Consider the following 22,821-nt stretch of genomic DNA (forward strand, 5'->3'; position numbering starts at 1 on the left):
TCGACCCGCCCGAGCTCTCGTGGAGATAATACCACTTGCCGAGGAGAGCCTCGGCGTGAGGTCCATGGCGTTGTTCGTACAGACTAAGCACGTGTCGATACTCTTCGACGCCGGGATCTCGCTCTCGCCGCGCCGCTTCGGCCTCCCGCCTCACCCGTTGGAGCTGGAACGGGTGAGAGAGCTACGCGCGAAGATCGTCGAGTATGCCTCGTCGGCCGACGTGATCACCGTGTCCCACTATCACAGAGACCACTTCACGCCGTGGTATAGGAGTGAGTACATGGCCACCGACGAGACCACGTACGTACAGATATATAGGGGAAAACTCGTCTTGGCGAAATCGCCGCAGGGTATCAACTGGAGCCAACGGAGACGCCATCACGGCTTCAAGAAAGCGGTGGAGCCCATAGCTAGGCTGGAGTACGCCGACGGCAAGACTTACCGATTCGGCGGGACGGCCGTGACCGTGTCGCCCCCGTTGCCGCATGGGCCCGAGGGGGCCAAGACCGGCTACGTGATAGCGTTCGTGGTCGAGGACAGGGAGGAGAGGCTCTTGTTCATGCCGGACGTCCAAGGGCCCGCCAACGACGCAGCCCTTAGCTTTGCGTATACCGTTGCGCCGACCGTCGCCATAGTGGGCGGCCCGCCGACTTATCTGAACAACGTGGAGTGGGCCGTTGGGGTCCAGAACCTCGCCAAGCTGGCCTCCATGCCGGGCTTGACGATGTTGGTGATCGCCCACCACGCCTTGAGGGATCTGGAGTGGAGGGAAAAGCTCGCGCAAGTCTTCGAGGCCGCGTCCAAGGCCGGCGTCGAGGTCAAGACCTACGCCGGGCTTTTGGGCAAACAAGACGAGTTGCTCGAGGCGCGCAGGAGGGATCTCTATAGACTAATGCCCGCCGAGCTCAGGAGCGCGGAGGACGACGAGGAGGAATGAGGGCGCGCGCCCTCTTAAAGGTCGTCTCGGAGCTTATCTCTATTGGCGCGATCAGCGCGGTGATCTACGTCTTCGTGGATCTCTTGGCCGCGAGGTTCCCGGGCGTGCCCGCGTATGTCTTCGATCTAGCTAAGGCGGCGATAATCATAGGCGGCGGCACCGCCTCCGTCAAGGCCCTTGGCGATTACCTAGTGAGCGAACTGAGGCCCAGGATAGGGGATAGGGCATACTCCGTGGGGAACGCGTTTAAGTTAATTGGCTATATAGCCGCAATAACCGCCGGCTTCCTCAAGATAGGGCCCATAAGCCAAATAGCGCTACTGGGCGGCACGGTGGCAGGCATAGTCCTCGGCCTCGCCTTGCAGCCAACCTTGGGCAACCTCTTCGCGGGAATACTCGTCATAGCCACGAACTTCGTGCGCGTCGGCGACGTCGTGAGAGTACTCAATTGGCAAGTGCCCTATCAATTCGCCAACCTCCCCGCTTATAAGTTCTTCTCGCCCGACTACATCACGCCGGGCATTAAGGGAAAGGTCGTGGAGGTGAACTTGTTCTACACCGTGATCGTAACGGACGTGGGAAGAGAGTTGAAAATACCCAATTCCATAATCCTAGGCGGCGCTATTATAGACGAGTCGACGCCGCAGTGGGCGCAGGAGCTCTTGATCAACGTACGCGTCGAGCTGCCCCTCTCTGTGGTGGACTTGGACAAACTCGAAGGACAAATCCGCGATCTATTATCGGATCTAGGCGTCAAGGCGGTGTACCTCAACGAGCAAAGCGATAAGGACTACGTCATAGTGTTGGCGAGATTGGCCGTGCCCAGAGGCGAGGATTGGCGGGCCGTGAAGTCGGAGGCCCTCAAGAGGCTATTGAAGTTCAGAGATGCGTTGATAAAAGCAGAGGAGCAACGCTATCTCTGCCTCACTAGGGGCGTCTGTAAGTAGAAAGCGCCTCGCCCATACGCCTTATGCCCTCGACGAGCCTCTCGGGGCCTTCGGCCACGAAGGAGATCCTAACTGCGGCTTTGTACGCTTCGCCGAAATAGCTACCGGGGACTAAGGCGACCGAGTACTCCTCCAAGAGCCTCTGGGCGAAGGCCTCGCCATCAGTTATATACTTCGATAGGTCTACGAATACGAACATCGAGCCTTGAGGCACGACGAACGCCCCTTCGGGCACGTACCGCTTGAGCGCGTCGACGGCGATGTCGCGCCTCGCCTTATAGGCCGCGACAACCTCCTTGATGTACTTAAACCTGATCTCCGATTTGAGGTATACAGCCACCATCTTCTGCGCGAACGACGGCGGACAGTACACCATCTCCTCGTTCAACAACTTGACCTTGTCCACGACCTCCTTGGGCCCGTAGACGTAGCCCAGCCTCCAGCCGGGTATGGCTGGGTCCTTGGAGAACGTGTTTATAGAGATCACGTGCTCCGGCGCCAGCTTGTAGAGGTAGACGTGCTCCCCCTCGTATATCATAGTCTTGTAGGCCTCGTCAACTACGAGCCAGAAGTCGTGGTCGACTGCGAGGTCGGCGAGGGCCTTAGCGGCTTCGGGGCTCAACAACCTGCCGGTGGGGTTGTCGGGGCTTACCAACACCACTGCTTTTGTCCTCGGCGAGATCTGCCCCTTGAGCTCCTCTACGCGGGGCTGGAAGCCCTCCTCTAAGTATACCCTATGTCTTACTACTCTCCCTCCGAAGTATTCTATGAGGGGCTTATAGCCGAAGTACGTGGGGTCCATCAACACGACCTCGTCGCCGGGCCGAATTATCGCCGCCAAGGTGGAGAACATGGCTGCTTGGCCCCCCGCCGTGACGGTTATCTGGTCGGGCGGCACGTCCAGTCCTCCCAGCCTCTTCAAGTCCTCGGAGATGGCCTCTCTGAGCTCGTAGATGCCTTGGCTGGGGGTATAGCCGTAGAGCTCCATGCTGTCTATTTGCAACAGCTCGGCCATCTTGCGCCTTACCTCTATGGGGGGCGGTATGCTGGGCTGGCCCGCCGAGAGGACTATGACGTCCCTTCCCTCACGCTTCAGCCTCTCCCTCAACGCGTCGATCTTCCTCGTGGGGCTTTCCCTGAGGTGGACCAGCCTCTCGGATAAAGTCCTCATAGGAGGAGGGAGAAGTCCCCTATATAAAACGTAGCGTATACATATATCGAAGATGGAAGAAGCCTATAAGTACAATATACCTTCTAGTCGATCCTGTCGTGGAGTTGTATACAGGACGCGGCTGCGTTATTGCTCGACAAGCCTCAGTACAGGTACCCCGAACTCGGAATAATCCAGCTCCCAGACCTCGAGGGTCCTCCTATCTATTATCTTGACCCTCACCCCGTTGAGGTAGATCCGGTAGGGCCCCAGCTCCTCGACGGTATACCCGGATATCGTGGCCGCCAGAGCCGTGGAGACGGCCACTAGAGGCCCGCGCAAAGTCGGCACGAGGGCCGCGGCGTTGCCGGCCGGCTGGCCCCTTATTTCGGAGAGCTTTCTCAGGAACTCATCCAACAAAGCCTCATCCCCCAACAACTCCAACGCGCGGACGGCCCACTTCACGGATATGCTGGCCTCGAGGCCGAGGCGGGCGAAGAACCACGCATCGCTGGTGTTGGCCGCGAGCTTCGCCCTCTCAGCTTCTAACATCTTAAGCAACTCTCGCGGCGGGATCTGAGGCGCTACGTCCTTGGCGAACGCCTCGGCGTCTTCGCCCAAGAGCACGCGCGCGTATTTCTTCAAGAGGGTCCACCCGTCCACTCCGCGGGAGTTGCTCCACTTGTCGAAGGCATCGTCAACTACGTCGTTGAGCCAATTTATCGCCTCTCTGAGCGGTTGCCTCCACGGGGCGGGCCCGTCGCATCCGCAGTCTCTGGTCCAACGCCCCAGCCCGTGCGGGCAACTCCAGGAAGTGCCCGGTATTATCTCCGCGGTCCCCAACGGCTTGAGCCGCTCGGCGGCGAGGCCTAAATTGGCCAACCTCCCGCCGAATCGCGCTATCGCCGTGGCCAAGACGCGCTCCTCGCCTTTTTTGTGGTGCCCGAAGGTCTCCCCGTCCAGCGCTACTAACGTCAAGCGATCCTCTGGGGCCGCCTCCATAGCCTTGGTCAACTCGTCCGGCTCCCCGAAGGCTATCTTGTCCGAAAGCGCCTCGTCTCTGACGAACACTAAGATCTTCCTCCCAGACGGCAAGAGGACCTCGTAGGGCCCGCCCGCCTTTCCGCCCTTTACTTGCCTCTGGGTGAGGACGGTGAACTTTATGTCGTATTCGGCTAAAACCTCCAGCGTCTCGACGTCTACGGCCATCTCAGGCAGCCACATCCCCTCGGGGTATCTCCCGAAATGCCTCTCGAAATGCCTTATGCCCCACTCCACCACGACTTCCTTCTCCTTGCGGTCCAACAGAGGCAAGATCACGTGGTAGTAGGGATGGGCCAAGGCGTTGCCGTGTCCCCACCTCTCTCGCCCCACCGCATCGGCTTCTATAATCGCGCTGTAGACGTGCGGCCTTTTCCGCCGCAACCAATCCAGAAGCGTGGGCCCGAAATCGAAACTAATCCAAGTGTAGTTGCCCAACAACGCGTTGGGCTCGTAGCACTCGAAGGTTATCCTCTCGTTCCAATGCCTGTAAGGAGCCGCCGAGGGCTCCGGCAGTATGGTCTCCAGCCACGGATCCTCCCTGGGAGGCTGGTAGAAATGCCCGTGGATGACGAACACGGACCTATCGGTGCGATAGTATATAAGCTTGGGCCTATAATAAGGCCGTATCATGACCGCGGCCGAGGCTCTGGCAGTTGCGTCGGCTATATACGCGGCGATCCTCCTCGCGACGTACTTCTACTTGGTCCGCATGACGCCCGGCTGCAGGGGCCGAGTCCTTAGCTGCGTCAAGGCTGAGGAGCTAGCCGTAATTGCCTTAATAGTCGCCGTACAGACCGCCGTCATGGCGCTCGTGGCCTTTTTGGCGTCTTAACACTCGAGGGGCACGAGCTCCCGGAGCTCCACCTCCACGTAGCCCTCCACCATCCCGTCCACATACGCCCACAGCCGCTGGCCCCAGATATCGAGAAGCGCCTTGTTCCCCCTCAAGGACTTGACCACCCTTATCACGCGCGCCTTGAATGGGCCCGAGCCGACCACGACATCCTCGGGCCTTACGCCGAAACAGCCTCCCTCCATCTCCAAGACTTGTAGCCCCACCATCTTGGCGGTCACCGCGTGTCTCGGTCTTCTGAAGATCTCCTCGGGCCTTCCTGCCTCGATTATCCTCCCTCCGTACATGACGGCGACCATATCCCCTAGGGAATACGCCTCCTCGCGGTCGTGAGTCACGTGGACGACGGATACTCCGTACTCCGCGGGCAACTCCTTCAACAAGGACAAAGCGGCCTCCTTTATGTCCGGGTCGAGGCCCGCCATGGGCTCATCGAGGAGGAGCAACCTCGGCCTTATAGCCAAGGCTCTGGCGAGCGCCACCCTCTGTTTCTGCCCGCCCGAGAGCTGGCTAGGCCTCCTCGAGAGGAGGTCCTCGATGCCCAACCTCCTCGCTATATCTATCACCGCGGCCCGCCTCTCGTCACGCGGCACTCCGCGCATCCTCAAGCCGAACTCGATGTTCGAGAAGACAGTCATGTGGTCGAACAAAGCGTAGGATTGGGGCACATAGGCTATGTTCCTCTTCTCGGGAGGCAGCTTGGATATATCGACGCCGTCTAACAACACGACGCCCTCGGCCTTCAGAAGGCCGGCCACGGCTTTTAATAAACTCGTCTTCCCAGCGCCGTTGGGGCCCATCACGACTAGGTAGCCGACGTCGTCTACGAGGTCCACTGGGCCGAGCTGGAACGCGCCTATCTTGGCCTTAACGCCTCTTAGCTCCAACACGGCCTATCACGGCTCTGAAGGACAAGAACACGGCTAGGACGAACAAGACGAGGGCCGCGGAGTACTTGACCGCCTCGTTCAGCCCTAGGCCGATATATGCTTGATATATGTATATAGAGGCGGGGTATATCGAGGAGTTGCCCAGGATTATATAATACGCCACTACTAACAAGGCGCCCGCCTCCGAGACCGACCTAGCCCACGAGAGGAGCGCGCCGTCGAGCACGGCCTCCTTGATGTTCGGGAGCACGACCTCCACGAAGGCCTTGAAGGGGCTCGCGCCCAGCGACCTCGCCGCGTTTTCGAGCTCCGGATCCAGAAGCCTCACGGCGCCTTCTATAGTCCTGATCGCGTAGGTGGCCGAGAGGTAGGAGACGGCTATCACGGCGCCCGGCAAGGCGTCGATTATCTGTAGGCCTAATTTGCCCAACAAGGGCCCGAGCCCATACGATGCAAAGGCCAAGATCACCATGAGGCCCACGACCGTGTGGGGCACGACAACGGGGATATCGATTATCGCATCCACTAGCGGCTTGAGCGGGAAATCGTAACGGGCCAGCACATACGCCGTCGGTATGCCGGCCAACACCGCTATCAACGAGGCGAGAGTCGATATAGCCGCAGTGATGCCTAGGGATTGCAGGAAGGACCCCGTGGCGAGCGCCGACGCCAAGCTACCCCAGCCGAGGTATATCAAGAACAAGAGGGGGTAGAGGAAAAAACTAAGGGCCAACAAGAGGGCTAGAATCGCCGATGCCTTGAACCAAGCCATTAGGGAAACGCCGGCGCGTACTGCGGCACTTGAGACAACGGCACTACGAAGGGCTTGAGCGGGGCCGGGACGTCGGAGTAGTTGCCGTAGACTACCCCAGGCGATATGGGCTGAATGCCGTAGCTCTCAAGCACTTTTTGGCCCTCTGGGCTGAACAACAACAACGCGAAATTCACCGCGGCTTCTGGATTCGGCGCCGTCTTGGGCACAGTGAACGTATATATCACTGGGTTGCAGGCGAAGGTCTTAGTCTGCCCGGCCTCGGTCCACGTCGCCTTGACCGAGTGGTAATAGGAGGCATAGTCGAGGGAGCCCAAGTTCACTGGAGGCGGAAGCGTTATGTAGGCAAGCCCCTTATACTCCTGCACTTGCGGTATGGCGTTGGAGAGGTAGGCCGACAACACGAAGTCTATCTGGCCCGACGCCATGAGCGACAACAGATCCACCTCGGTGGTCCTCATGACGTACTTAGACGTATTGCCGTATATGGCGTTGTACAACAAGGAGGAGTTTCCGAAGAACGTGAGGCCGGCCAGCTTTATCATACAAATAGCTTGATAGCCAGATGGATCCGTGAAGGGGTCGGAGACGCCGACCTTGGCTTGGCTCAACGCGATTATCCGGAATATCTCCCTCCAAGTGGAGTTCCATTGGGCCGAGAACGGCTGGTACTCTTGGACTTGCCTCCATAGGTCGTACACCTCCCTCCCGGCAGTCGTGTTGAGGTTCACGATGACGGCCATCTGCGTTATGCCGAAGGCGATCTCGTAATCGGTTAAGTTGTTCTTGAAGAGGACGGCGGGTATAGTGGTGGTGTCGGCCGCTGCGACTAGGCTGAACTGCTTGCTGGCTACTTCGTCTTGGGCCAATTTGCCGCTGCCCTCGAAGAGGGGCTGCCCCACGGCCACCGAGGGGTACAGCTGGGAGTAGACGCCTAAGAGCTTGCTGAAGGCGAATTTCAAAGTGCCCGCGGCCCCGACTGAGAAGAGGCGCGGGGCCGTCGTGATGTTCGCGGACGTTTTAGGAGCTCCAGCGGCGTGGAAATATCCGTAAAGGGCCCCAAAGCCCAACAAGAAGCCTATCACTATGCCCAGGACTAGCCCCTTGATGTCCATGCCCTCCTTCTCTAACCCCCATTTAAGTTTTTATCATATATCTGATATTAAGGATTTTCTAATGCGCTCAACGAAGGTCTTAAGATAAGCCAAGGCCTCCTCGCTCGATAATTTCCCGATATACTTAATGTTTATCAACTGTTTTTTAGATCCATTATCATAAACGACTATCTCGATGCGCCCGCCCGGCGCTTCCTCCGACGCAACGTATATCCTATAACGCCCCGCCAACTCCAAGACCTCCGCGTCCTTCGGCACGGGCACCCCCTCGGAGAATACGTCCATCGAGACGACCCTGACGTCGCCCAAGTCTATGACCCTGGCCAAGTTCTCGCCTGCCTCGTCCCTATGTATGGAGATCATAAAAGCGCCGAGGTGTCGGTTAATAAAACTGGAGCCCTAATCCCAGAAAGCCCTCGTCGCGGCGTACTGCCTCTCTGCCTCTATTATGGCGCTCCACAAATCGCCGCCTGCGGCTAGCTTGTTCAAGATCCTCACGGCGGTTTTGGGGCCCACCCCGTGCGCCAACTGCACCAACACCCCCACCTTGCCGTGCTCTAGGACTATGGAGGCGCTCTGCCTCAACTCGTCCAGCTCCTTGGCCTCCTCCTTGTCCAGCTTCCGCTTGGCCTTGAACTTCCTCCATACCTCAAGCGCCCGCTCCAAGTTGCCCTTGACGACTGCGATGGCCCCCACGCCGCATTTGGGACACCGTATCCTCTCGGGCAACGTAGACGCCTTGCCTCTGAACGTCCACCCGCAGTTGAGGCACAAGAGGGAGACCTCTCTGCTCAATATCCTCTTGCGCACTAGGTCCTTCACGGCCTCTTGCGATAGGCCCTTGTAGGTGAAGTCCACGCGGAGGGCCTCCTCGAGGATCGGCTTCTCCAAGGCGGTCGGCGTTGCGAGCCTCTTGGCCCGCACTTCGATCCTCCCCGCCTTGATGCCCTCCAAGAGGTCTAACAACGCCTTGAGGTCGAGCTTCTCCACGAAGATCTCGTTCACGGCCTCTATGCCCGGCAAATCGTGGACGTAGGCGTCGACGAGCTTGGCCGGCACCTCCTCGGCCTCCCTCGACAAGAGGCCCACTCTCTGGGCCACTTGCATGAACCTGTACTTGAACAAACGCGACGACCTCACGGCGTTCATCAAAGTCCTCTGGACGTACGCGGCGTCTCTGTAGAAGGCCTCCGAGAGGGGCGTCTGCGGTATTGGCTCTCTGTGTATTAACAGGACTCTGTAGGGATCGGCTCTGTAGCCTACAGGACCCAAATAGGCCGAGAGGTGGTGCGATAGGTACATGCCCAACGCCTCGTTGCCCTTGGAGCCCAGACACGCGTGGACCACCGCGTATTTGCCGAAGAGGTGGACGCGGACCACGTCGGGGGTGGGTATGTCCTCCTCGGAGAGGCCCTCCACGTCGGCGAGGCCCGCGTATTCCCCCTTGAGGGCCGCCTTGAGGGCCTCGGCCCTCCTTCTACAAGCCTCCTCTGCTATCTCCCTCGGCACCGGTATCTCCTCGCCCAGCCATCCGGGCAGAGCCCCGGTTAAGTCCAACTCGGGATATAGGAGGACGACGTCGCCCTCGACTCTGGAGACGGTCCACGCCCTGCCCGATAGGATTATCCTAGTCCCGGGCTCCACCGTGAAGACAAACTCCCTGTCGAGCTCGCCCACGATCCTCCCAGTGGTCTGGTCGACGGCCTTATAGCTCTTCTCGTCCGGTATTGTCGACGCGTTCTCGAAGTAGTACTTTATAGACCCTCTCCTCGGCCTAAGCCCGTCGAGGAGGCGATGCCTCTGCGCGAAGTCCAAGACTAGCCTCAAGTCGTCCGGCGTAAGGGACCTATAGGGGTGCGCCCTCTTGGCCATGCGGAGGACGTCCTCGAACGCCAGAGGGCGGCCGTCCAGCCGAGCCTCGAGCGCCATGCCCACTACTTGGTGCAACAACACGTCGAGGGCGACCTCGTGGTACTCCACTGCCTTTTCCAGCCTCCTCTCCGCGGCCCTCTCCGCTATGACCTCCGACTCCAAGTAGTCCTCTAGGTCTGAGGCGACGACGATGCCGCGCGAGACGGCGTCTAGCCTATGTCCGCTCCTCCCCACCCTCTGCACGAGCCTAATAGCTTGCCTCGGCGAGCCGTACTGGATAACCAGCCCCACGTGGCCTATATCTATGCCTAGCTCGAGGCTCGAGGTAGCGACGACCACCTTGAGCTCGCCGGATCTGAGCCTCTCCTCGACCGAGAGCCTATGCTCCCTCGATAGGGAGGAGTGGTGCACGTCGACAACATCGCCTAACAAAGCCTTTAGCTTAGCCGCGAGGAACTCGGCGCCGTCTCTAGTGTTGGTGAATATCAAGACGCCGCTCTTCTCGTTGGCGATCACGTCGGCTATGTACCTAAGCCGCGCCAAAGTCTCAGGCGTCGCGTCGTACTTCTCGGCATCGGCGTAGTCCTGCTCCGAAGGCGTCGGCGCCACGACCGATATCTCGTACCTCTTCGCCGCCGAGACGTCCACCACCTCGACCCTCCGCCCGGACCCTCCGAGGAACGCGGCGACCAGCTCGACGTCGCCCACAGTCGCAGAGAGGCCTATCCTCTGGAACTCGCCCGCCAGCTCGACGAGCCTCTCGAGCCCTAGGGCCAACTGGACCCCCCTCTTGTTGTTCACGAGCTCGTGGACTTCGTCCACCACTACGTGGCGGACGCACTTGAGGGCGCGCCTCATGGCTCTGTTGAGGAGCAAGATCTGGAAGGATTCGGGAGTCGTGATCAACAAATTGGGAGGCGAGCGGTAGACCCTCCTCCTGGCCGACTCCGCCGTGTCGCTGTGCCTTACGTCAATTCTAACGCCTATAGCCTCGGCTATTGCGGACAGCCGCCTCAACACGTCTCTGTTCAAGGCGCGGAGAGGAGTCACGTACAACGCCTGCACGCACTCCTCGAGCCCCTCGTCCAACATCTTGGAGAGGATGGGGAACACGGCGGCTTCGGTCTTCCCCGACCCCGTGGGCGCAACTATCAACACGTGCGCGCCGGAGAGGACGACTGGTATTGCTGCCTCTTGCACTGGCGTGGGCCTCTCGTAGCCCAACTCTCTTATGGCCTCTCTGAGCTCCCTCCTCAACAGATCGAAGACCACGCGCTGGGGGATATCTTAAATAAAAAGTGTTAGAGGCCCCATGCGCTTCGCCATCTCCTTCGACATAGACGGCGTATTGGTCGACGCATTGAGTAGATTACGTTTGTGCCTAAACGGCGATGACGTGGACTGGGATTGTTTCCTGGACTGCGAGAAGTTAGCCCTCGACAAGCCCAAGGTGCATAACGTCGAGCTGACGCGTTTCTTGTCTAAGAGGGGACACCACGTCGTGGTGATCACGGGTAGACCCGAGAGGATGAGGGAGTGCACCGAGGAGCAACTTAAACACTACGGCGTGGAGTACAGAGCATTGTACATGAGGCCGGACGGCGATAGGAGGCGCGACCCTCTCTACAAGGCAGATGTCGTGGCGGCCTTGAGGAGGAACGGCGTCGAAGTATTAGTCCACTTCGACGACAATGCGGAGACCGTAAAGGCGCTCAAGGCTCTGGGGATAGACGCAGTGTTGATCTACTGATTACCCCAGCGCGAACACCTCAGTCTCGCCCACCACGGTGTCCTCGTCGGAGACGAATTGGGAGCCGAGAAGCCTCCTGTAAGTCCTCGCGTCCTTGAGCCAGCCGGGCTCCTCAACTCTATACCCCAAAGAGCGCGCTCTCTCAGCTATCTCTATCATCTCGACTATCTTAGGGTGAAGCGCCCTCTTGGACCCGGCGGGCACTACGTCTAGGATATTCACGCGCGCGAGGCTGCGCGTCATCTCCTCCAACTCTTGTAGCCTCCGCCGGGATCTATATATCCTAATTCTCGGCGCTCTTAAGCTGGATATCTTAACCACTCTGTAAGCCGCCGTCGATAGGCCCAAGAGGCCGAGGAGCGCTGCAGGCGCGTTCAACAAGAAGCTGATCAAGAAGCCTGCGGCTGAGACCAGAGCCACGTAAATGGAGAGGGCGAGTATATCTCTCCTAATCAGAGCGCCCCCTAAGGCGGAGAGGAGAGCTACGAAGAGGGCCACATAGACGTCCATCATAGTTCCACTAAATAACAAGAGGAGATGGCTATTACTTGGACCTTATTGGACTTAGCTTGTCTTAACTTAGTTATACACTCTTTTAAGATCCTCAACTTCTTGTCTATGAACTTATCGAGATGGGGGTCTCTGCCTTTAAGTGAGATTAATTTATAGGACTCCTCCTCCAAGGCCTTGATAAGCTCCTCGGGCGTTCCGTACAACATCACGGCGATTTCTTCCTCAGCCTATAGTACTGCCTGACGGCCTCGGCGACCGCCTCCGCCTCGAGCACGCCCTTGTCGGCTAGGGCTTGTAGGAGCTCGGCGCGCGCCATGACCTCCTCGATGCCGCCCAGTCTCTGGAGCCAGAAAGACCTCTTGAGATCCATCGTGAAGACGTCCTTATTGCGGTCGTACACGCCCACCTCCACTAGGCCGAACTCCTCGTCCTTTATCTTTATCCTGTTGAGGGCGGGGTACGGATATGCCCTGAGCCACACCACTTCTGTGAGCGAGGTGACGCGCCTCCCCCAATCGAACTTCTTCACCACGGCGACGGCGCTGAACGCCGATATGTGCTCGGGCGAGACTCCCATGGCCTCTCCGGTCATCCTCATGAAGGCCTCGACCATGTCCTCGGCGTGGAACGTCGTCGCGCCTCCGTGTCCCGTCAAGATGCCTTGTATCAGCTCGTGTATCTCGCGGCCGCGGCTCTCCCCTATCACGACTATATCGGGTCTGGCGCGCAACAGATAACGGACCAAGTCGATCAAGTAGATGGCCGACTCAGATCCGGGCAAGTTCTTCTGGTAGTCGTAGAGGGGCGACGTGAAGAGCAGGACCGAGTTGGTGAAGCTCTTCGGCAAGCGTATTTCGGGGGTCTCCTCCGCCACCGCTATGCGCTTATGTGGCAAGAGGACCAACAACGCGTTGAGGAGAGTGGTCTTGCCGGAGCCCGTGCCTCCTATAATGAGTATCGATTTGAGGTTCTCAAAGAGGTACCACAAATAAGCGAGGCCGAGCGCCGAGATTGTCTTGTTCTTGATGAGCTTAGTGGGCGATATAGGCTCCGGCGGCTGGATACGTATGGAGACGTAGGGCGGATTGCGCGAGGTCTTGCCAGACATCGCCGTGGCGAACCTCAACAAGGCGCCGTTGGACAGACGCAGGTAGGTGTCTTGTATGGGGTATTGCTCGTTTAGAGGACGGCCGGTCTCGGCGTATACTCTGCCCACTATCCTGAGGAGCACCTCGCCGTCGGTGGGCACTATGTTGGTCCTTATGTTGTACCCGTAATCCCTATGATCGACGTAGATCGGGCTGTTGGTCCCGTTTATGTTGACGTTCTCGAGCCTCACGTCGTAGAGGAGCGGCGTGAGGTAGGAGTAGTCGGCGGCTTCCAGCTGGACGTAGAATCGCACGGGCGCCCTCAGAGGCCTCGGAACGCCTATGTCGGCCATGGCCATCTCGATGAGCTTGCCCAGCTCCTCCCTCGTCATGTCGGGCTTGACCACTTGCCTCGCCGTCAAGTACTCTATTACCTTGTAGACGTACTCCCCCACCTTGTCCGAGTACGGGAACGCGTAGTTGACCGAGTAGCAGAAGCCGTCCTCGAACTTGTGTATCACTATTCTCGCCCCCTCAACGGCGTATTCTTCGACGGGGATCCCGGGGCACTGCTCAGTCCGGAAGCCCAGGCCGCGCGCGCTCATGGCGCTCCCGGGGCGGAGGGGTTACTAGGCGGCTTCAAGATGCTCGTTGTGAGCATTATTACTACGAACATCGCCACGTAGAAGATAGAGAGATATATAAGGCCTCCTCTCGTGGAGAAGCTGACCTTGGCGAATAGGAAGTAATAGCCTACGGCCAACATCCCGAAGGCGAGGTAGAGGAATTTCATGCCTATTCCTCCCCCCGCGAGGCCCCCGACGCCTCCTCCGGCCACGTTGGCCATGGCCTGGCTCATTATGACCATCGAGGCGTTGACGAATGCGACCATGGCGGCGCCTAACACGGCGAGGAGCCTCACTATGCCCAACGACTTGCTCAACTGCTCGCGGTAATCGAAAAGCTTGGCCACGAAGTTCTGTAGTTGGTCGATCGTGGAGCGGGGGAGAGTGCCCAGCCTGTGTATGTCGAAGAATATCCTGCTCACTATCGCCATTATGGGCTGCATCCCCTTGACCACTATCTCTTCCAGCTCCGCCACGCCCGACTTCACCGCGTTGAGCATGGCGGCGCCCCTAGGCGTGAAGTCGCCGAAATTGCCGTACGTTATCGCGTTCTCCATGGCCTTGACCACCGAGGGGGAGCGCTTGAGCTCGTCGAGGACAACATAGGAGAAGTCCATGAACCCCCTCTCGAAGGAGCGCGCGTTCACCCTCTCCCTAGTCGCGAGGTAGCCGATACCGGATATGGCGGCGGCCGCCAGGGGCGTGTAGATGCCGAAGTTCAAGAAGAAGCCCAACACCACCATGGCCGCGCCCGACGTTATGGCCGCGATGACCGGCCATATTCTGAAATCCATCTTGAGCAGAGGGACGTTTATCACTAGCCCCATAATGGCCCCCATCACCGCCGGCAGAAGGCCTCCCATGAGCACGAAAATCCCAGCGTTGCCGCGGCCCACGACTATCGCAGTGACCGAGAGCATCGCCAAGCCCACTATCGTGGCGGATATGGCCGACACCAAGGAATCGGTCCTCCTCTGCATCGCCGTGGAGAACTCCACCATGTCCATATCCATATACAACGAGAGCTTCGCTATTATGTCCTCGCCTACTCTCAGAGCTGTGTACAACGAGTTGAAGCGGTACACTAGTTTCTGAGGCGCCAGCTTCTCCACGGCTCTCTTCAAGGCGTCCAGCGGCTCCATGCCCAACATACGCGTGTTGTTCCAGGCGGCGGTCGAGAGGGTCCTTATGCCGGGGAGCTCCTTGTAGCGCATCATGCGCTGGATGGCCAAGTCTAAGGGGGCCTTCGTGGCGAACGTCATCTGGATCAACACCGTCAAGAACGGTATCTCCATGTTGAGCATCTCCCTTATGGACATAGCGCGGACTCTTATTATGACTTTAGGCGTGAACAAGAGGAAGAGTCCCAGCCCCAGGAAGAGAGGGCCTAGGGGAAAGGAGCGCGTTGCCGTGAAGAAGGCGCCCAGCGCGGCCAACGCGACGCCTCCGAGAAGGGCCAGTCTAACGGTCTGGCGGAATCTGAGGGGGTCCAGATCGGTCCTCTCTATGCCCTTCATGAGGAAGTTGTATATACTCACCACGCGATATGCCCAGTTCTTAGATATATTTTTTGCGTTAAGCTGCCGGACGGCGGCAATGTTATAAATGTAAAACTGCTCCCATACGTGGACAAGGAGTATATGCTCAAGCTGGCGAGGGATCCTAACGTCGTCGAGGCGTTGCGCTCTATGGGCGGCTTCTTGTGGTACTACACAGAGCTCTACCCCTATAGGACCATATACACCTTAACGGTGTGCCGGGGAGTTATCTGCGTCTACATAGCGGGGGAGGACATGATGGACATGAGGCTTCCCCTAGAGCGCTATCTGGAGTTCGAGAACGACGAGGAGAGGTTGAGGCAGTTGGCCAAATCGTTGGAGATGCTCGCCTCGTTTTCAGAGAAGGCGAAGTGAAAGCCGCCGGGACAGCCGGCGCAACAGGGCCGCGGCGAGCGCGAGCTTCCTGGCCTTTATGGAGTCCGCGCGTTTTATCTCGACGTCGGGGTAAAAGCCGCTTATGGTCGCCTCCCGCGCGCCCATGGCGTACGCCAGATAGACCGCCCTATCGCCGTCGGTGAAGCCTCCGACGTTGTAGGTGCCCGGCCGCGGCTCGGTCTGGACCGTGAAGATTCTGCGCGGGGGAGCCGCGCCGAGCTTTGCGATGTTGTCGCCGTGGGCGTGGACCACCGCCACTCGGCCGACGCCGACGTGCTCCGGCTCGTAGTCGAGATCGGTCACCACCACGTCGGGCTTGACGCCCTCGGCGAGGAGGCGCTTGGCCGTGAAGCCCTCCACCGCCACGATCACCGACCCCTCGGCGAGTCGTTTAAAGGGAGGCATATATATCACCGGCCTCGACCAGTCCAGCTTGAACAACACGTCGACGGGCAAACCGCCGAGGCGCGAGGCAAGCTCGGCGGCCTCGGCGTCTTTCCAGAACGAGAGCTCCGGCAAGAGGGCCTTAGCCAAGGTCATCACATATCGCCACTCCAAGGGGTCCACGAGCCACAGCCCGTCGTTTTTCATTTCCTGACCACGGTGAGCAGCTTGTAGTTCGAAGGCGTCGGGGCGTACCAGAGCGCGCCGCAGCCCGGCATCGTCAAGTTGACGGCTTGCGCCCCGGGGACTACGGGCGAGGGCGCGAGGCAAGCCGCGCCTCCTATGACGCGGTCGAAGTTGGTGGCGTATATCTTAACTCTGGCGAACGACGCGTTGAGGCTGTAGGCGAACGCCGATACGCGGTAGAGGGACGCCGAGAAGGAGCCGCGATACGCCGTGAAGTTGGCCACGACGTAGAGCGCCACGACGCCGGGCCTCGTGGAGTTGTTGACGAGGGCTATCGAGTACCCGTACGCGTCGAAGTTGGGGAACTGCGTGGGGAGGAAGAGTTTATAGCTGATGGCGACGACGCCGGGGGTCAACGAGGACGATATCAGGTCGGCCGTCTGCGACGCGACGTAGCGGACCATCAACGACGCGGTGGACGCGGCCTCGTTCTGGAACGCTTGTAGCGACGAGGACCAGGCCAGATACGCCGCTACTATATAGGCGGCGGCCATGAAGCTGAAGAGCAAGGCCGCCTCGACGGCCGCTATGCTCCTCATTTCCAGAAAATCGTCACGTTGTTCCAGACGAGGTACACCGCGTTTATCCCCTTGAAGGCGACTGAGGCCGTACCGTATTTGCCCGAGACGGTGACGGTGGCGGGGCCGGAGCAGATCAGTTGGGTCGAGTTAAGGGGCCCGATCGCGTACGACAACGCTTGCCCGCTCCCTTGTACCGATAAGGAGGCCGATATGGTGTATAGATAGAGGGAGGAGCCGTTGACGTACACCACTCTGCTGTACAACATAAGCGTGCGCGGGTAGATGGACTTCACCGCTATTACGGGCTCCCCTATCTGCACAACCGTGGAGTCGACGAGCCCTCTCAACATGTTGGTGCCGAACTCGGCGTAGGTCGAGTTGTACCCGACTATCAGCTCCTTGAAGTAGTACGTCTTCGAGACGCCGCTGCAGTTCACGGTCACCGAGAGGCCCGGGGTTCTGACGTAGAACGTGCCGAAGTAAGTCGAGGGGAGTTGATACGTCCTCTGGACCCCCGTCATCCCGAAATCCGCCTCGAGCGAGTCGGCGAGCGCGACGAGGAGCGCTTGGACGTTCCTAGCCTCGAGCCCGGCCTCTATCTGGAAGATGTTCTGTATTATGTAGGGAATAGCGGCGAATATTATCGCCAAGGATATGGAGAGCAATATGGCCGTCTCGACGGCCTCCAGGCCCCTCATATGGTCTGATAGGTCTTGCCGTTCAGAACGAAGTACGGGAGAGGCCACATGTACGGGATGACGTCGATGCCGTAATAAGTACTGCCAGACCACCCGACGTACAAGTTATTGAAGCTCCACATGGGGCCGTTACAACTCTGCAGATTGCTACACGGAGGATTAGTCGTGAGCAGAACTGGGCTATATGCCGTGTTGGGCCAGCCGTTGTACCACCAAGAGCTATAGGGGTTTAATTGCGAGCCGCCGACAGTGGCTATGTGGAAGTTGGCGAATTGCGGAGTTAGGGCGAAGATGAAGTACGCCTCAATGCCGTTTCCGTACGTCGTCCACACGTACTGATCGGCGCACACGCTGGCGTATTGGTTCCACCAAATATTCCAGCCGGGAATTCCGGTCAGATAGCCGTTGTAGAACTCTAGTAACCTACCAGCGGGCGAGCCCTCTACACAGTAGGTGATAGTGTTGGTGGAGTTGGCCAAGTAGATATACTGGAGATATCGAGAGGGCAGGTAGCCGTTCTTCACGGCGAGGGTCATGTTCACGATCACGGCGAAGCCCGAGGGGTAGTTGAGGAGAGATACAGGCGTGCTGAACGTGTACGAGGAGGAACTAGTCTTCGGCACGTATAGGTCCACCACTTGCGATAGAGATCTGGCAGTCGTTTGGCTCGACGGACATATCTCGAGCAACGTGCCCCTATAGGCGAACCAGCCGGGGCTCTGTACTATCTTGACCCATACGTCGTTCCAAGCGGCGACGGAGTACGCGAGAGGGCCGCTCCAGCCGCTCTTCGTGAACACGTACATGTTGAGCCTAGTGAAGTCGCTAAAGCCGAGCGCGGTCAAGAGGCTCGGCGGTATGACCAAGACGAAGTAACTGCCCGCGTAGGCCGAGGGGAAGTACACTTGGAGCACGCGGCATCCCGACGCGATTTGTATTGGGCTCACGTATTTCAGCTCCCAAACCGGCGCGTAGCCGGTCGGGAACGCCCCCTGTATTTGTTGTACGTAGGCCGGATAGAGGGTAACGTTCACGGCGCTTCGAGGCGGGACCATCACCAAGGTCCAGCTGGCGCTACCGTTGGATATATCGAGGCGAGCTCCGAAGACCCCGTCGTTGGGCGAAACCGACTGGACCACGGGCTGGCCCGACCGCCAGGGGAAGTAGAAAAGCGCATCCATATTGCCAACGTTGATCAAGTACAAGGAGTTGCCGCTCCATAAGTAGTACACTTGCGGGTGAACCAAAGTTAAGTTATTGACGGCCAGCTGGGCCCCCAGCAACCGCAACACGGGCGAGAAGCTCGAGTACTTGGGCACGAGGAAGGTCAAATTATATAGAGCTGAGTCCACGCCGCTGGAATATCCATAATATGTAACAAGAGTTAAATTACATATATTAGTTATACCACAAGTATAATTATAGAGCACGTTACCTGTATTTATATAGAGGGTGAACGAGGCTCCCAATGCGCTTCTGGGGACGTTTGACTTGACGAGGACTCCGTAGCTGTACCTCACGTGTGTGGTGTTGAAGGGGTATACAAAGGCCCTCGACGCCGACGCGTTGACGTAGGCGCTCTGGGTTATGTTGAGGCCCACCACGAGCGCCAGCGATATGTTGCCCACGGCCGACGCCCTCGCGTTAACGTAGGACGAGTTGCCCCAAGCTAACACCACCCGCCTAGGCGAATCCACCACGGGGGCTGAGCCGAGCGCGGTCAACACCGCCGACGGCTCGGGGTAGGTCCAAGGCCTTATGGCCAAGAAGTCGTACACGGCGGCGTTGCTCCAAGGCGTGGAGCTGGACTGCGGGAAATCCTCTGTGTCGGTGCCGAGGACTACGTTAAAACTCAACGGCAATTGGGCCGAAATCCACTGCCCAACGTACTGCGTCATGGGCCCGGTGTTGTTCGAGAGGAATTTGTAAACCGAGAGGTACACGTTGCCCGCGTTGTTGCCCTGCAATATACCGGATATCGAGAGCACGTACCACCGGCCTTGTTCCAAGCCCACGAAAGAGCCGCCATAGTCCCACAAATAGGTCTGCCAAGGACCTGAGTAGATCCCATTGGGCAGGTAGGACCAGACGAAAGACGGCGGATAGCTCTCCGGCTGCACCGCGACCATGTCGGCGCACCAGGGGAAAGTTCCGCCGTCATAGCCGCCCCAGAACAAGGCCAGATAGCCCATCTTCTCTCTGCCGATCGTCGTCACGTTCACCAACACTCTGACCTGGAAACCGGGCCAGCTAGACGGTATTGAGTAGTTGTTCCATATTTGGTACCCCACGTCGTGAATCCCAGCTGGGTACACGGCGCCTAGGAGGAGCCCTTGCGTCGAGTTGCCGTAGACGGACGTCGGGATCAGTTGTTTTATCGGCGTTGGGCTGGATTGAGGAGGGTAAATTATGTGACATGTGCTCTCGACAATAGCGCTTGGCCAATTATACAGCCCGGCCGCGCTGACGAACCACTGGGATCCGCCTATGGTGTATGTGGCATATGGGTTGTTGTTGAGGTCGGGGAACGCCGGCACTTGGTACGTGTAATAATAATTGGCCGGGTCGTAGCAGAAGGGCTGAGACGGCGTGATCCCGAAGAGGGATAACATCAACGGTATGTTGAGCGTTAAGTACACGTTGTCGGTGGGGCTGTTGTAGAGGACGACCATGACCTCGTCCGACACGCCGGGCGAGGTCAAAGATCCCCTCGGCATCTTGAAGTCGAAGAGGCAGAAGGGGCATTTCAAATACTCGGACCACCAGGGGAGTTGCACGAAGGCCTTGGAGAGCATCTCGTTGAATTCCTCGACTACGTTGGGGTTGTGGTAATTACAAAGTTGATTAGCGTAATAGGCCAAGGCCTCTCTAAGCGCCGTGTTGTTGACTAATATCAAGTACAGCTTACGTTTTAGGAGAGATGCGTCGTATCCATTACCGTTTTGGGCTTGCTTAAGTATCTCGGACACAGCCTCGTTGTAGGGCTCCCCGATGGAGGCGGGCCTTCTGACGTCTGCCGAATATATGATCACATAATCGCTCTGTATTGACGTATAGGGCGTGACGACGAATCTGTAAACCTTATAGGCCCCCGGCGCCGAGAGGGCCCCTTGTAGCCACCAGTAAGTGAAGTTGTAGGAGTCGCTCAAAACAACGGCAGCAGGGTAGGGGCCTAGAGTGCCGCCGAAGCCTCCTTGGCTTATACTATAGTTGGCCGTCACGAAGGTGCCGAGAGGTATCAAGCTCTGCTCCACTGCTTGTAGAGCTTGTCTTAAATACTGGGAGGCCGACTGGAGTTGGAAATACGAACTAGGATATCCTTGGACCAAGTTGTTGTACAACCCGGCTTCGAGCGCGGCAGTGGAGACCTTCGACGCCCCGCTTTGGGCGAGGAACGCCGTGTACCCCGCGAGTAGCTGGACCAGCTCTGGCCAGTTCTGGCTCATTATGCCGTAGGCGGGCCTCTGCACCGAGGCGAGGGGGGTTATGCTCGTGGCGACGTACGCCATATATATCACCGCGGCGGCCACCACGACGGCGAGTGCAGTGAGGATTATCCACTGACCCCTAACGCGCGGCGCGTTTCTCCGGGCGGCCATAGGCCTAAGCCGCTTCATGGCCTAGCTATGTATAACACTAGCCTTACCTGAGTTCCGTCAGGGAGGACCGTCGTTATCGACGCCGACGCGGTGGAGGTCGTTCCGCTCCAGCCGTTGGGCCTCGCGACGCTTAGGAGCTTTTGGCTCCAAGAGGCGCATACGAGGCAAGAGGGCGGGGGGCCTCCGGCTAGATATACGGTGAAGTTGTAGACGTAGGGCTGGGGTATGGCCGAGTCCAACGCGGCCTTTACGGCTGCTGCATTGTTGGAACATATGGACGACAATAAGGCGTTGAGGAACGTAGGGCTCAGCGCCAGCTGGAGGAGCGTGTTGTAGGCGGTCTCCACGTCTTGTCTACCGGCCGTGACCGACACAGGGTTCTTCGGGAGCAACGTCAACGCGTATATGGCCAAGGCGACCAACAAGACGGCGAATAGGAGCTCGAGGAGCCACCTCATCTCAACGGGCTCGGGTACTCGTAGACCGTCACGTTGACGAGATACGTAGTGGTGAGCGAGTTGAAAACTCCCCAGGCCGACGCGGCGTAGGTCTGCGGCGTGTTGGTGAAGCCCCACCTAAGCCAAGTCCTTATATCGACGTCGACGGCGGGAGGCGCCGGGAAGAGGGGTATGGGGACTAACGCCGCGTTGGGTATCTTGCCGGAGCTAGAGCTAGGCGTCACGTAAACTACGGCGAGCAACGCGTCGGTCGGCAGATCAGCCCAACAAGCAGTGCAGTGAGCGTTGGGCACGCAGTTGTTGCAGTTGTCGACCTTCACGGGGGAGTTCCCCGTCCCCGGATCTAAGATTATATTGGACGCATAGGTCAAGAATCCTTGGCCCGTGTAGAGCGATAGGTATCTCACTCCGAGCGATTGGCGGCCTTGCGCGCTAGGAGCTCTATCACAAGGCGTGTTGCTGTTCGGGTACACGTAATCCGCGTCGTGTATTAGGTACAAGGTCGTGGACGTAGTGCCGGGAAACGGGGCTCCGTATATGAGCGACACAGAGGTCGCGTTGAAGACGTAGAAAGACGCGCTGTAGGGATAAGTCGTCTTCTGCGCGTAGATCACCAACGCAGCGTTGAGCTGGGCTATCTGGCTATAGTCCACGAAGGGGGGCGTCGCGGCGATAGCGGCATAGCTGTAATAGTACCTCCCGTCGTTTAGAAGGGGCGTGAGGACGACGTTGCCGGTATACGGCGGATAGCAACTGGACGTAGTACAGTAGTAGAGGGTATACACCACTTGTCCTTGAGGATACGACCCAACGCCTCTGGCCACTATGTATATAGTCCCGTTGTTGAGATTATAGGAAGAATAGAATTTTTGACATATTGGATCGTTATTCTTGAAGGCCACGCCGCCGGAGTTCACGTACGGACATACGGCCAACCTCACGAGCGGCTTTATCTGGATCTCGACATCGTATTTGGCGTATTTTTCGCCGAAGAGGCTCTTAGCTATTGACGTCAAATTTAACGCAGTGTTTATTACGTTCAGTATCACGTAGCCGTATCCCGCCATGTAGACCGTGTTGCCCACTGCTTGCGCCAACGTGCTTTGCGGGTTCCACACGTAGCAAGCCGGATACCCGGATAGCTGAACGGACGCCAGGGCTAAGTAATCGATGGCGTAGTCGTTGAGATAGCCCGGCGCCCTGGGGTTGGCCACGCCGATATCTCTGGACAAATTATACGCCGCGTACGATGTAATCCTCTGGAGTATTTGTTGAGCTAGTACGTTCAACTCGGCTTGGCTTTGTTGTTGGCTCGCCGACATGGCCCCCACAATGTAGAACGTGATTGCTATGAAGAACACGATAATAAAGCCGATTACGGCGAGTTCTATGGACTGCACGTTGGGAGTTGAGAAGCTCGATAA

At 58.3% G+C, this 22,821-nt stretch carries 22 protein-coding genes; 5 read left to right on the forward strand and 17 right to left on the reverse strand.

All coding sequences use genetic code 11. The annotated features are described in order from the left end of the window. Window positions 1–19 precede the first annotated feature (19 nt). Together ACZ5PA_RS09365 and ACZ5PA_RS09370 are read left to right on the forward strand one after the other, a co-directional pair. Window positions 20–937, forward strand: a complete 918-nt coding sequence (locus ACZ5PA_RS09365; protein ID WP_464930071.1) for an MBL fold metallo-hydrolase — start codon at window positions 20–22, stop codon at window positions 935–937. Then, entirely contained in the window at window positions 934–1,884 is a 951-nt protein-coding gene (locus ACZ5PA_RS09370) for a mechanosensitive ion channel family protein (protein WP_464930072.1), read from the forward strand. The genes ACZ5PA_RS09365 and ACZ5PA_RS09370 overlap by 4 nt, the downstream gene beginning before the upstream one ends. Here the strand turns inward: ACZ5PA_RS09370 and ACZ5PA_RS09375 are convergent. Together ACZ5PA_RS09375 and ACZ5PA_RS09380 are read right to left on the reverse strand one after the other, a co-directional pair. Further along, window positions 1,865–3,055: a pyridoxal phosphate-dependent aminotransferase gene (locus tag ACZ5PA_RS09375; RefSeq protein ID WP_464930073.1), complete on the reverse strand. Its 1,191-nt coding sequence runs from the start codon at window positions 3,053–3,055 to the stop codon at window positions 1,865–1,867. The genes ACZ5PA_RS09370 and ACZ5PA_RS09375 overlap by 20 nt on opposite strands. Before the next feature lie 126 nt (window positions 3,056–3,181). After that, window positions 3,182–4,654 carry a DUF3536 domain-containing protein gene (locus ACZ5PA_RS09380; protein WP_464930074.1) on the reverse strand — a complete coding sequence of 491 codons (1,473 nt, stop codon included), beginning with the start codon at window positions 4,652–4,654 and terminating at the stop codon, window positions 3,182–3,184. A 52-nt stretch (window positions 4,655–4,706) separates the two neighbouring features. Here ACZ5PA_RS09380 and ACZ5PA_RS09385 point away from each other — a divergent pair, with 52 nt between their 5' ends. After that, window positions 4,707–4,910 (forward strand): hypothetical protein, encoded by a 204-nt coding sequence (locus ACZ5PA_RS09385; RefSeq protein ID WP_464930075.1) that lies wholly within the window; start codon window positions 4,707–4,709, stop codon window positions 4,908–4,910. Here ACZ5PA_RS09385 and ACZ5PA_RS09390 read toward each other — a convergent pair. The 5 genes from ACZ5PA_RS09390 to ACZ5PA_RS09410 are packed head-to-tail and all read right to left on the reverse strand — an operon-like array spanning window position 4,907 to window position 10,852. Beyond that, the gene (locus ACZ5PA_RS09390; protein ID WP_464930076.1) at window positions 4,907–5,821 is read right to left on the reverse strand and encodes an ABC transporter ATP-binding protein; all 915 of its coding nucleotides are present in this window, start codon (window positions 5,819–5,821) and stop codon (window positions 4,907–4,909) included. The two genes, ACZ5PA_RS09385 and ACZ5PA_RS09390, sit on opposite strands and share 4 nt — an antisense overlap. Beyond that, on the reverse strand, window positions 5,799–6,593 hold the full coding sequence (locus tag ACZ5PA_RS09395; RefSeq protein ID WP_464930077.1) for an ABC transporter permease: 795 nt from the start codon (window positions 6,591–6,593) through the stop codon (window positions 5,799–5,801). Before ACZ5PA_RS09395 ends, ACZ5PA_RS09390 begins: the two co-directional genes overlap by 23 nt. Next, complete coding sequence (locus tag ACZ5PA_RS09400) at window positions 6,593–7,708, reverse strand: substrate-binding domain-containing protein (RefSeq protein WP_464930078.1); 1,116 nt, start codon at window positions 7,706–7,708, stop codon at window positions 6,593–6,595. Before ACZ5PA_RS09400 ends, ACZ5PA_RS09395 begins: the two co-directional genes overlap by 1 nt. 33 nt (window positions 7,709–7,741) lie before the next feature. Further along, a complete protein-coding gene (locus ACZ5PA_RS09405; protein WP_464930079.1) occupies window positions 7,742–8,071 on the reverse strand; it encodes a hypothetical protein in 330 nt (109 codons plus the stop codon). A gap of 36 nt (window positions 8,072–8,107) precedes the next feature. Beyond that, window positions 8,108–10,852, reverse strand: coding sequence for a DEAD/DEAH box helicase (locus ACZ5PA_RS09410; RefSeq protein WP_464930080.1), 2,745 nt, complete (start codon window positions 10,850–10,852; stop codon window positions 8,108–8,110). A 40-nt stretch (window positions 10,853–10,892) separates the two neighbouring features. On the opposite strand from ACZ5PA_RS09410, the gene ACZ5PA_RS09415 reads away from it, so the two are divergent. Then, complete coding sequence (locus tag ACZ5PA_RS09415) at window positions 10,893–11,330, forward strand: phosphatase domain-containing protein (protein WP_464930081.1); 438 nt, start codon at window positions 10,893–10,895, stop codon at window positions 11,328–11,330. Here the strand turns inward: ACZ5PA_RS09415 and ACZ5PA_RS09420 are convergent, their stop codons facing one another. From ACZ5PA_RS09420 to ACZ5PA_RS09435, 4 genes are read right to left on the reverse strand one after another with little or no spacing between them, the layout of a single operon-like run. Beyond that, window positions 11,331–11,843, reverse strand: a complete 513-nt coding sequence (locus tag ACZ5PA_RS09420; protein WP_464930082.1) for a secretion system protein — start codon at window positions 11,841–11,843, stop codon at window positions 11,331–11,333. Further along, complete coding sequence (locus ACZ5PA_RS09425; protein WP_464931245.1) at window positions 11,840–12,049, reverse strand: type II/IV secretion system protein; 210 nt, start codon at window positions 12,047–12,049, stop codon at window positions 11,840–11,842. Before ACZ5PA_RS09425 ends, ACZ5PA_RS09420 begins: the two co-directional genes overlap by 4 nt. Then, entirely contained in the window at window positions 12,049–13,536 is a 1,488-nt protein-coding gene (locus ACZ5PA_RS09430; protein ID WP_464930083.1) for a type II/IV secretion system ATPase subunit, read from the reverse strand. Before ACZ5PA_RS09430 ends, ACZ5PA_RS09425 begins: the two co-directional genes overlap by 1 nt. Further along, the gene (locus ACZ5PA_RS09435; RefSeq protein WP_464931246.1) at window positions 13,533–15,095 is read right to left on the reverse strand and encodes a type II secretion system F family protein; all 1,563 of its coding nucleotides are present in this window, start codon (window positions 15,093–15,095) and stop codon (window positions 13,533–13,535) included. Before ACZ5PA_RS09435 ends, ACZ5PA_RS09430 begins: the two co-directional genes overlap by 4 nt. An 87-nt stretch (window positions 15,096–15,182) precedes the next feature. Between ACZ5PA_RS09435 and ACZ5PA_RS09440 the strand changes: the two genes are divergently transcribed. After that, window positions 15,183–15,470: a hypothetical protein gene (locus tag ACZ5PA_RS09440; RefSeq protein WP_464930084.1), complete on the forward strand. Its 288-nt coding sequence runs from the start codon at window positions 15,183–15,185 to the stop codon at window positions 15,468–15,470. Here the strand turns inward: ACZ5PA_RS09440 and ACZ5PA_RS09445 are convergent. From ACZ5PA_RS09445 to ACZ5PA_RS09470, 6 genes are read right to left on the reverse strand one after another with little or no spacing between them, the layout of a single operon-like run. Further along, window positions 15,453–16,067 (reverse strand): 6-hydroxymethylpterin diphosphokinase MptE-like protein, encoded by a 615-nt coding sequence (locus tag ACZ5PA_RS09445; protein ID WP_464931247.1) that lies wholly within the window; start codon window positions 16,065–16,067, stop codon window positions 15,453–15,455. The two genes, ACZ5PA_RS09440 and ACZ5PA_RS09445, sit on opposite strands and share 18 nt — an antisense overlap. Window positions 16,068–16,078: 11 nt before the next feature. Next, window positions 16,079–16,660 carry a hypothetical protein gene (locus ACZ5PA_RS09450; protein WP_464930085.1) on the reverse strand — a complete coding sequence of 194 codons (582 nt, stop codon included), beginning with the start codon at window positions 16,658–16,660 and terminating at the stop codon, window positions 16,079–16,081. Continuing rightward, window positions 16,657–17,340, reverse strand: a complete 684-nt coding sequence (locus ACZ5PA_RS09455; protein WP_464930086.1) for a hypothetical protein — start codon at window positions 17,338–17,340, stop codon at window positions 16,657–16,659. Before ACZ5PA_RS09455 ends, ACZ5PA_RS09450 begins: the two co-directional genes overlap by 4 nt. Then, window positions 17,337–20,957, reverse strand: coding sequence for a hypothetical protein (locus ACZ5PA_RS09460; protein ID WP_464930087.1), 3,621 nt, complete (start codon window positions 20,955–20,957; stop codon window positions 17,337–17,339). Before ACZ5PA_RS09460 ends, ACZ5PA_RS09455 begins: the two co-directional genes overlap by 4 nt. Continuing rightward, on the reverse strand, window positions 20,954–21,397 hold the full coding sequence (locus ACZ5PA_RS09465) for a hypothetical protein (RefSeq protein ID WP_464930088.1): 444 nt from the start codon (window positions 21,395–21,397) through the stop codon (window positions 20,954–20,956). Before ACZ5PA_RS09465 ends, ACZ5PA_RS09460 begins: the two co-directional genes overlap by 4 nt. Continuing rightward, on the reverse strand, window positions 21,394–22,797 hold the full coding sequence (locus ACZ5PA_RS09470) for a hypothetical protein (RefSeq protein ID WP_464930089.1): 1,404 nt from the start codon (window positions 22,795–22,797) through the stop codon (window positions 21,394–21,396). The genes ACZ5PA_RS09465 and ACZ5PA_RS09470 overlap by 4 nt, the downstream gene beginning before the upstream one ends. Between the last annotated feature and the right edge of the window lie 24 nt (window positions 22,798–22,821).

It is taken from the genome of Thermoproteus thermophilus (assembly GCF_055392855.1).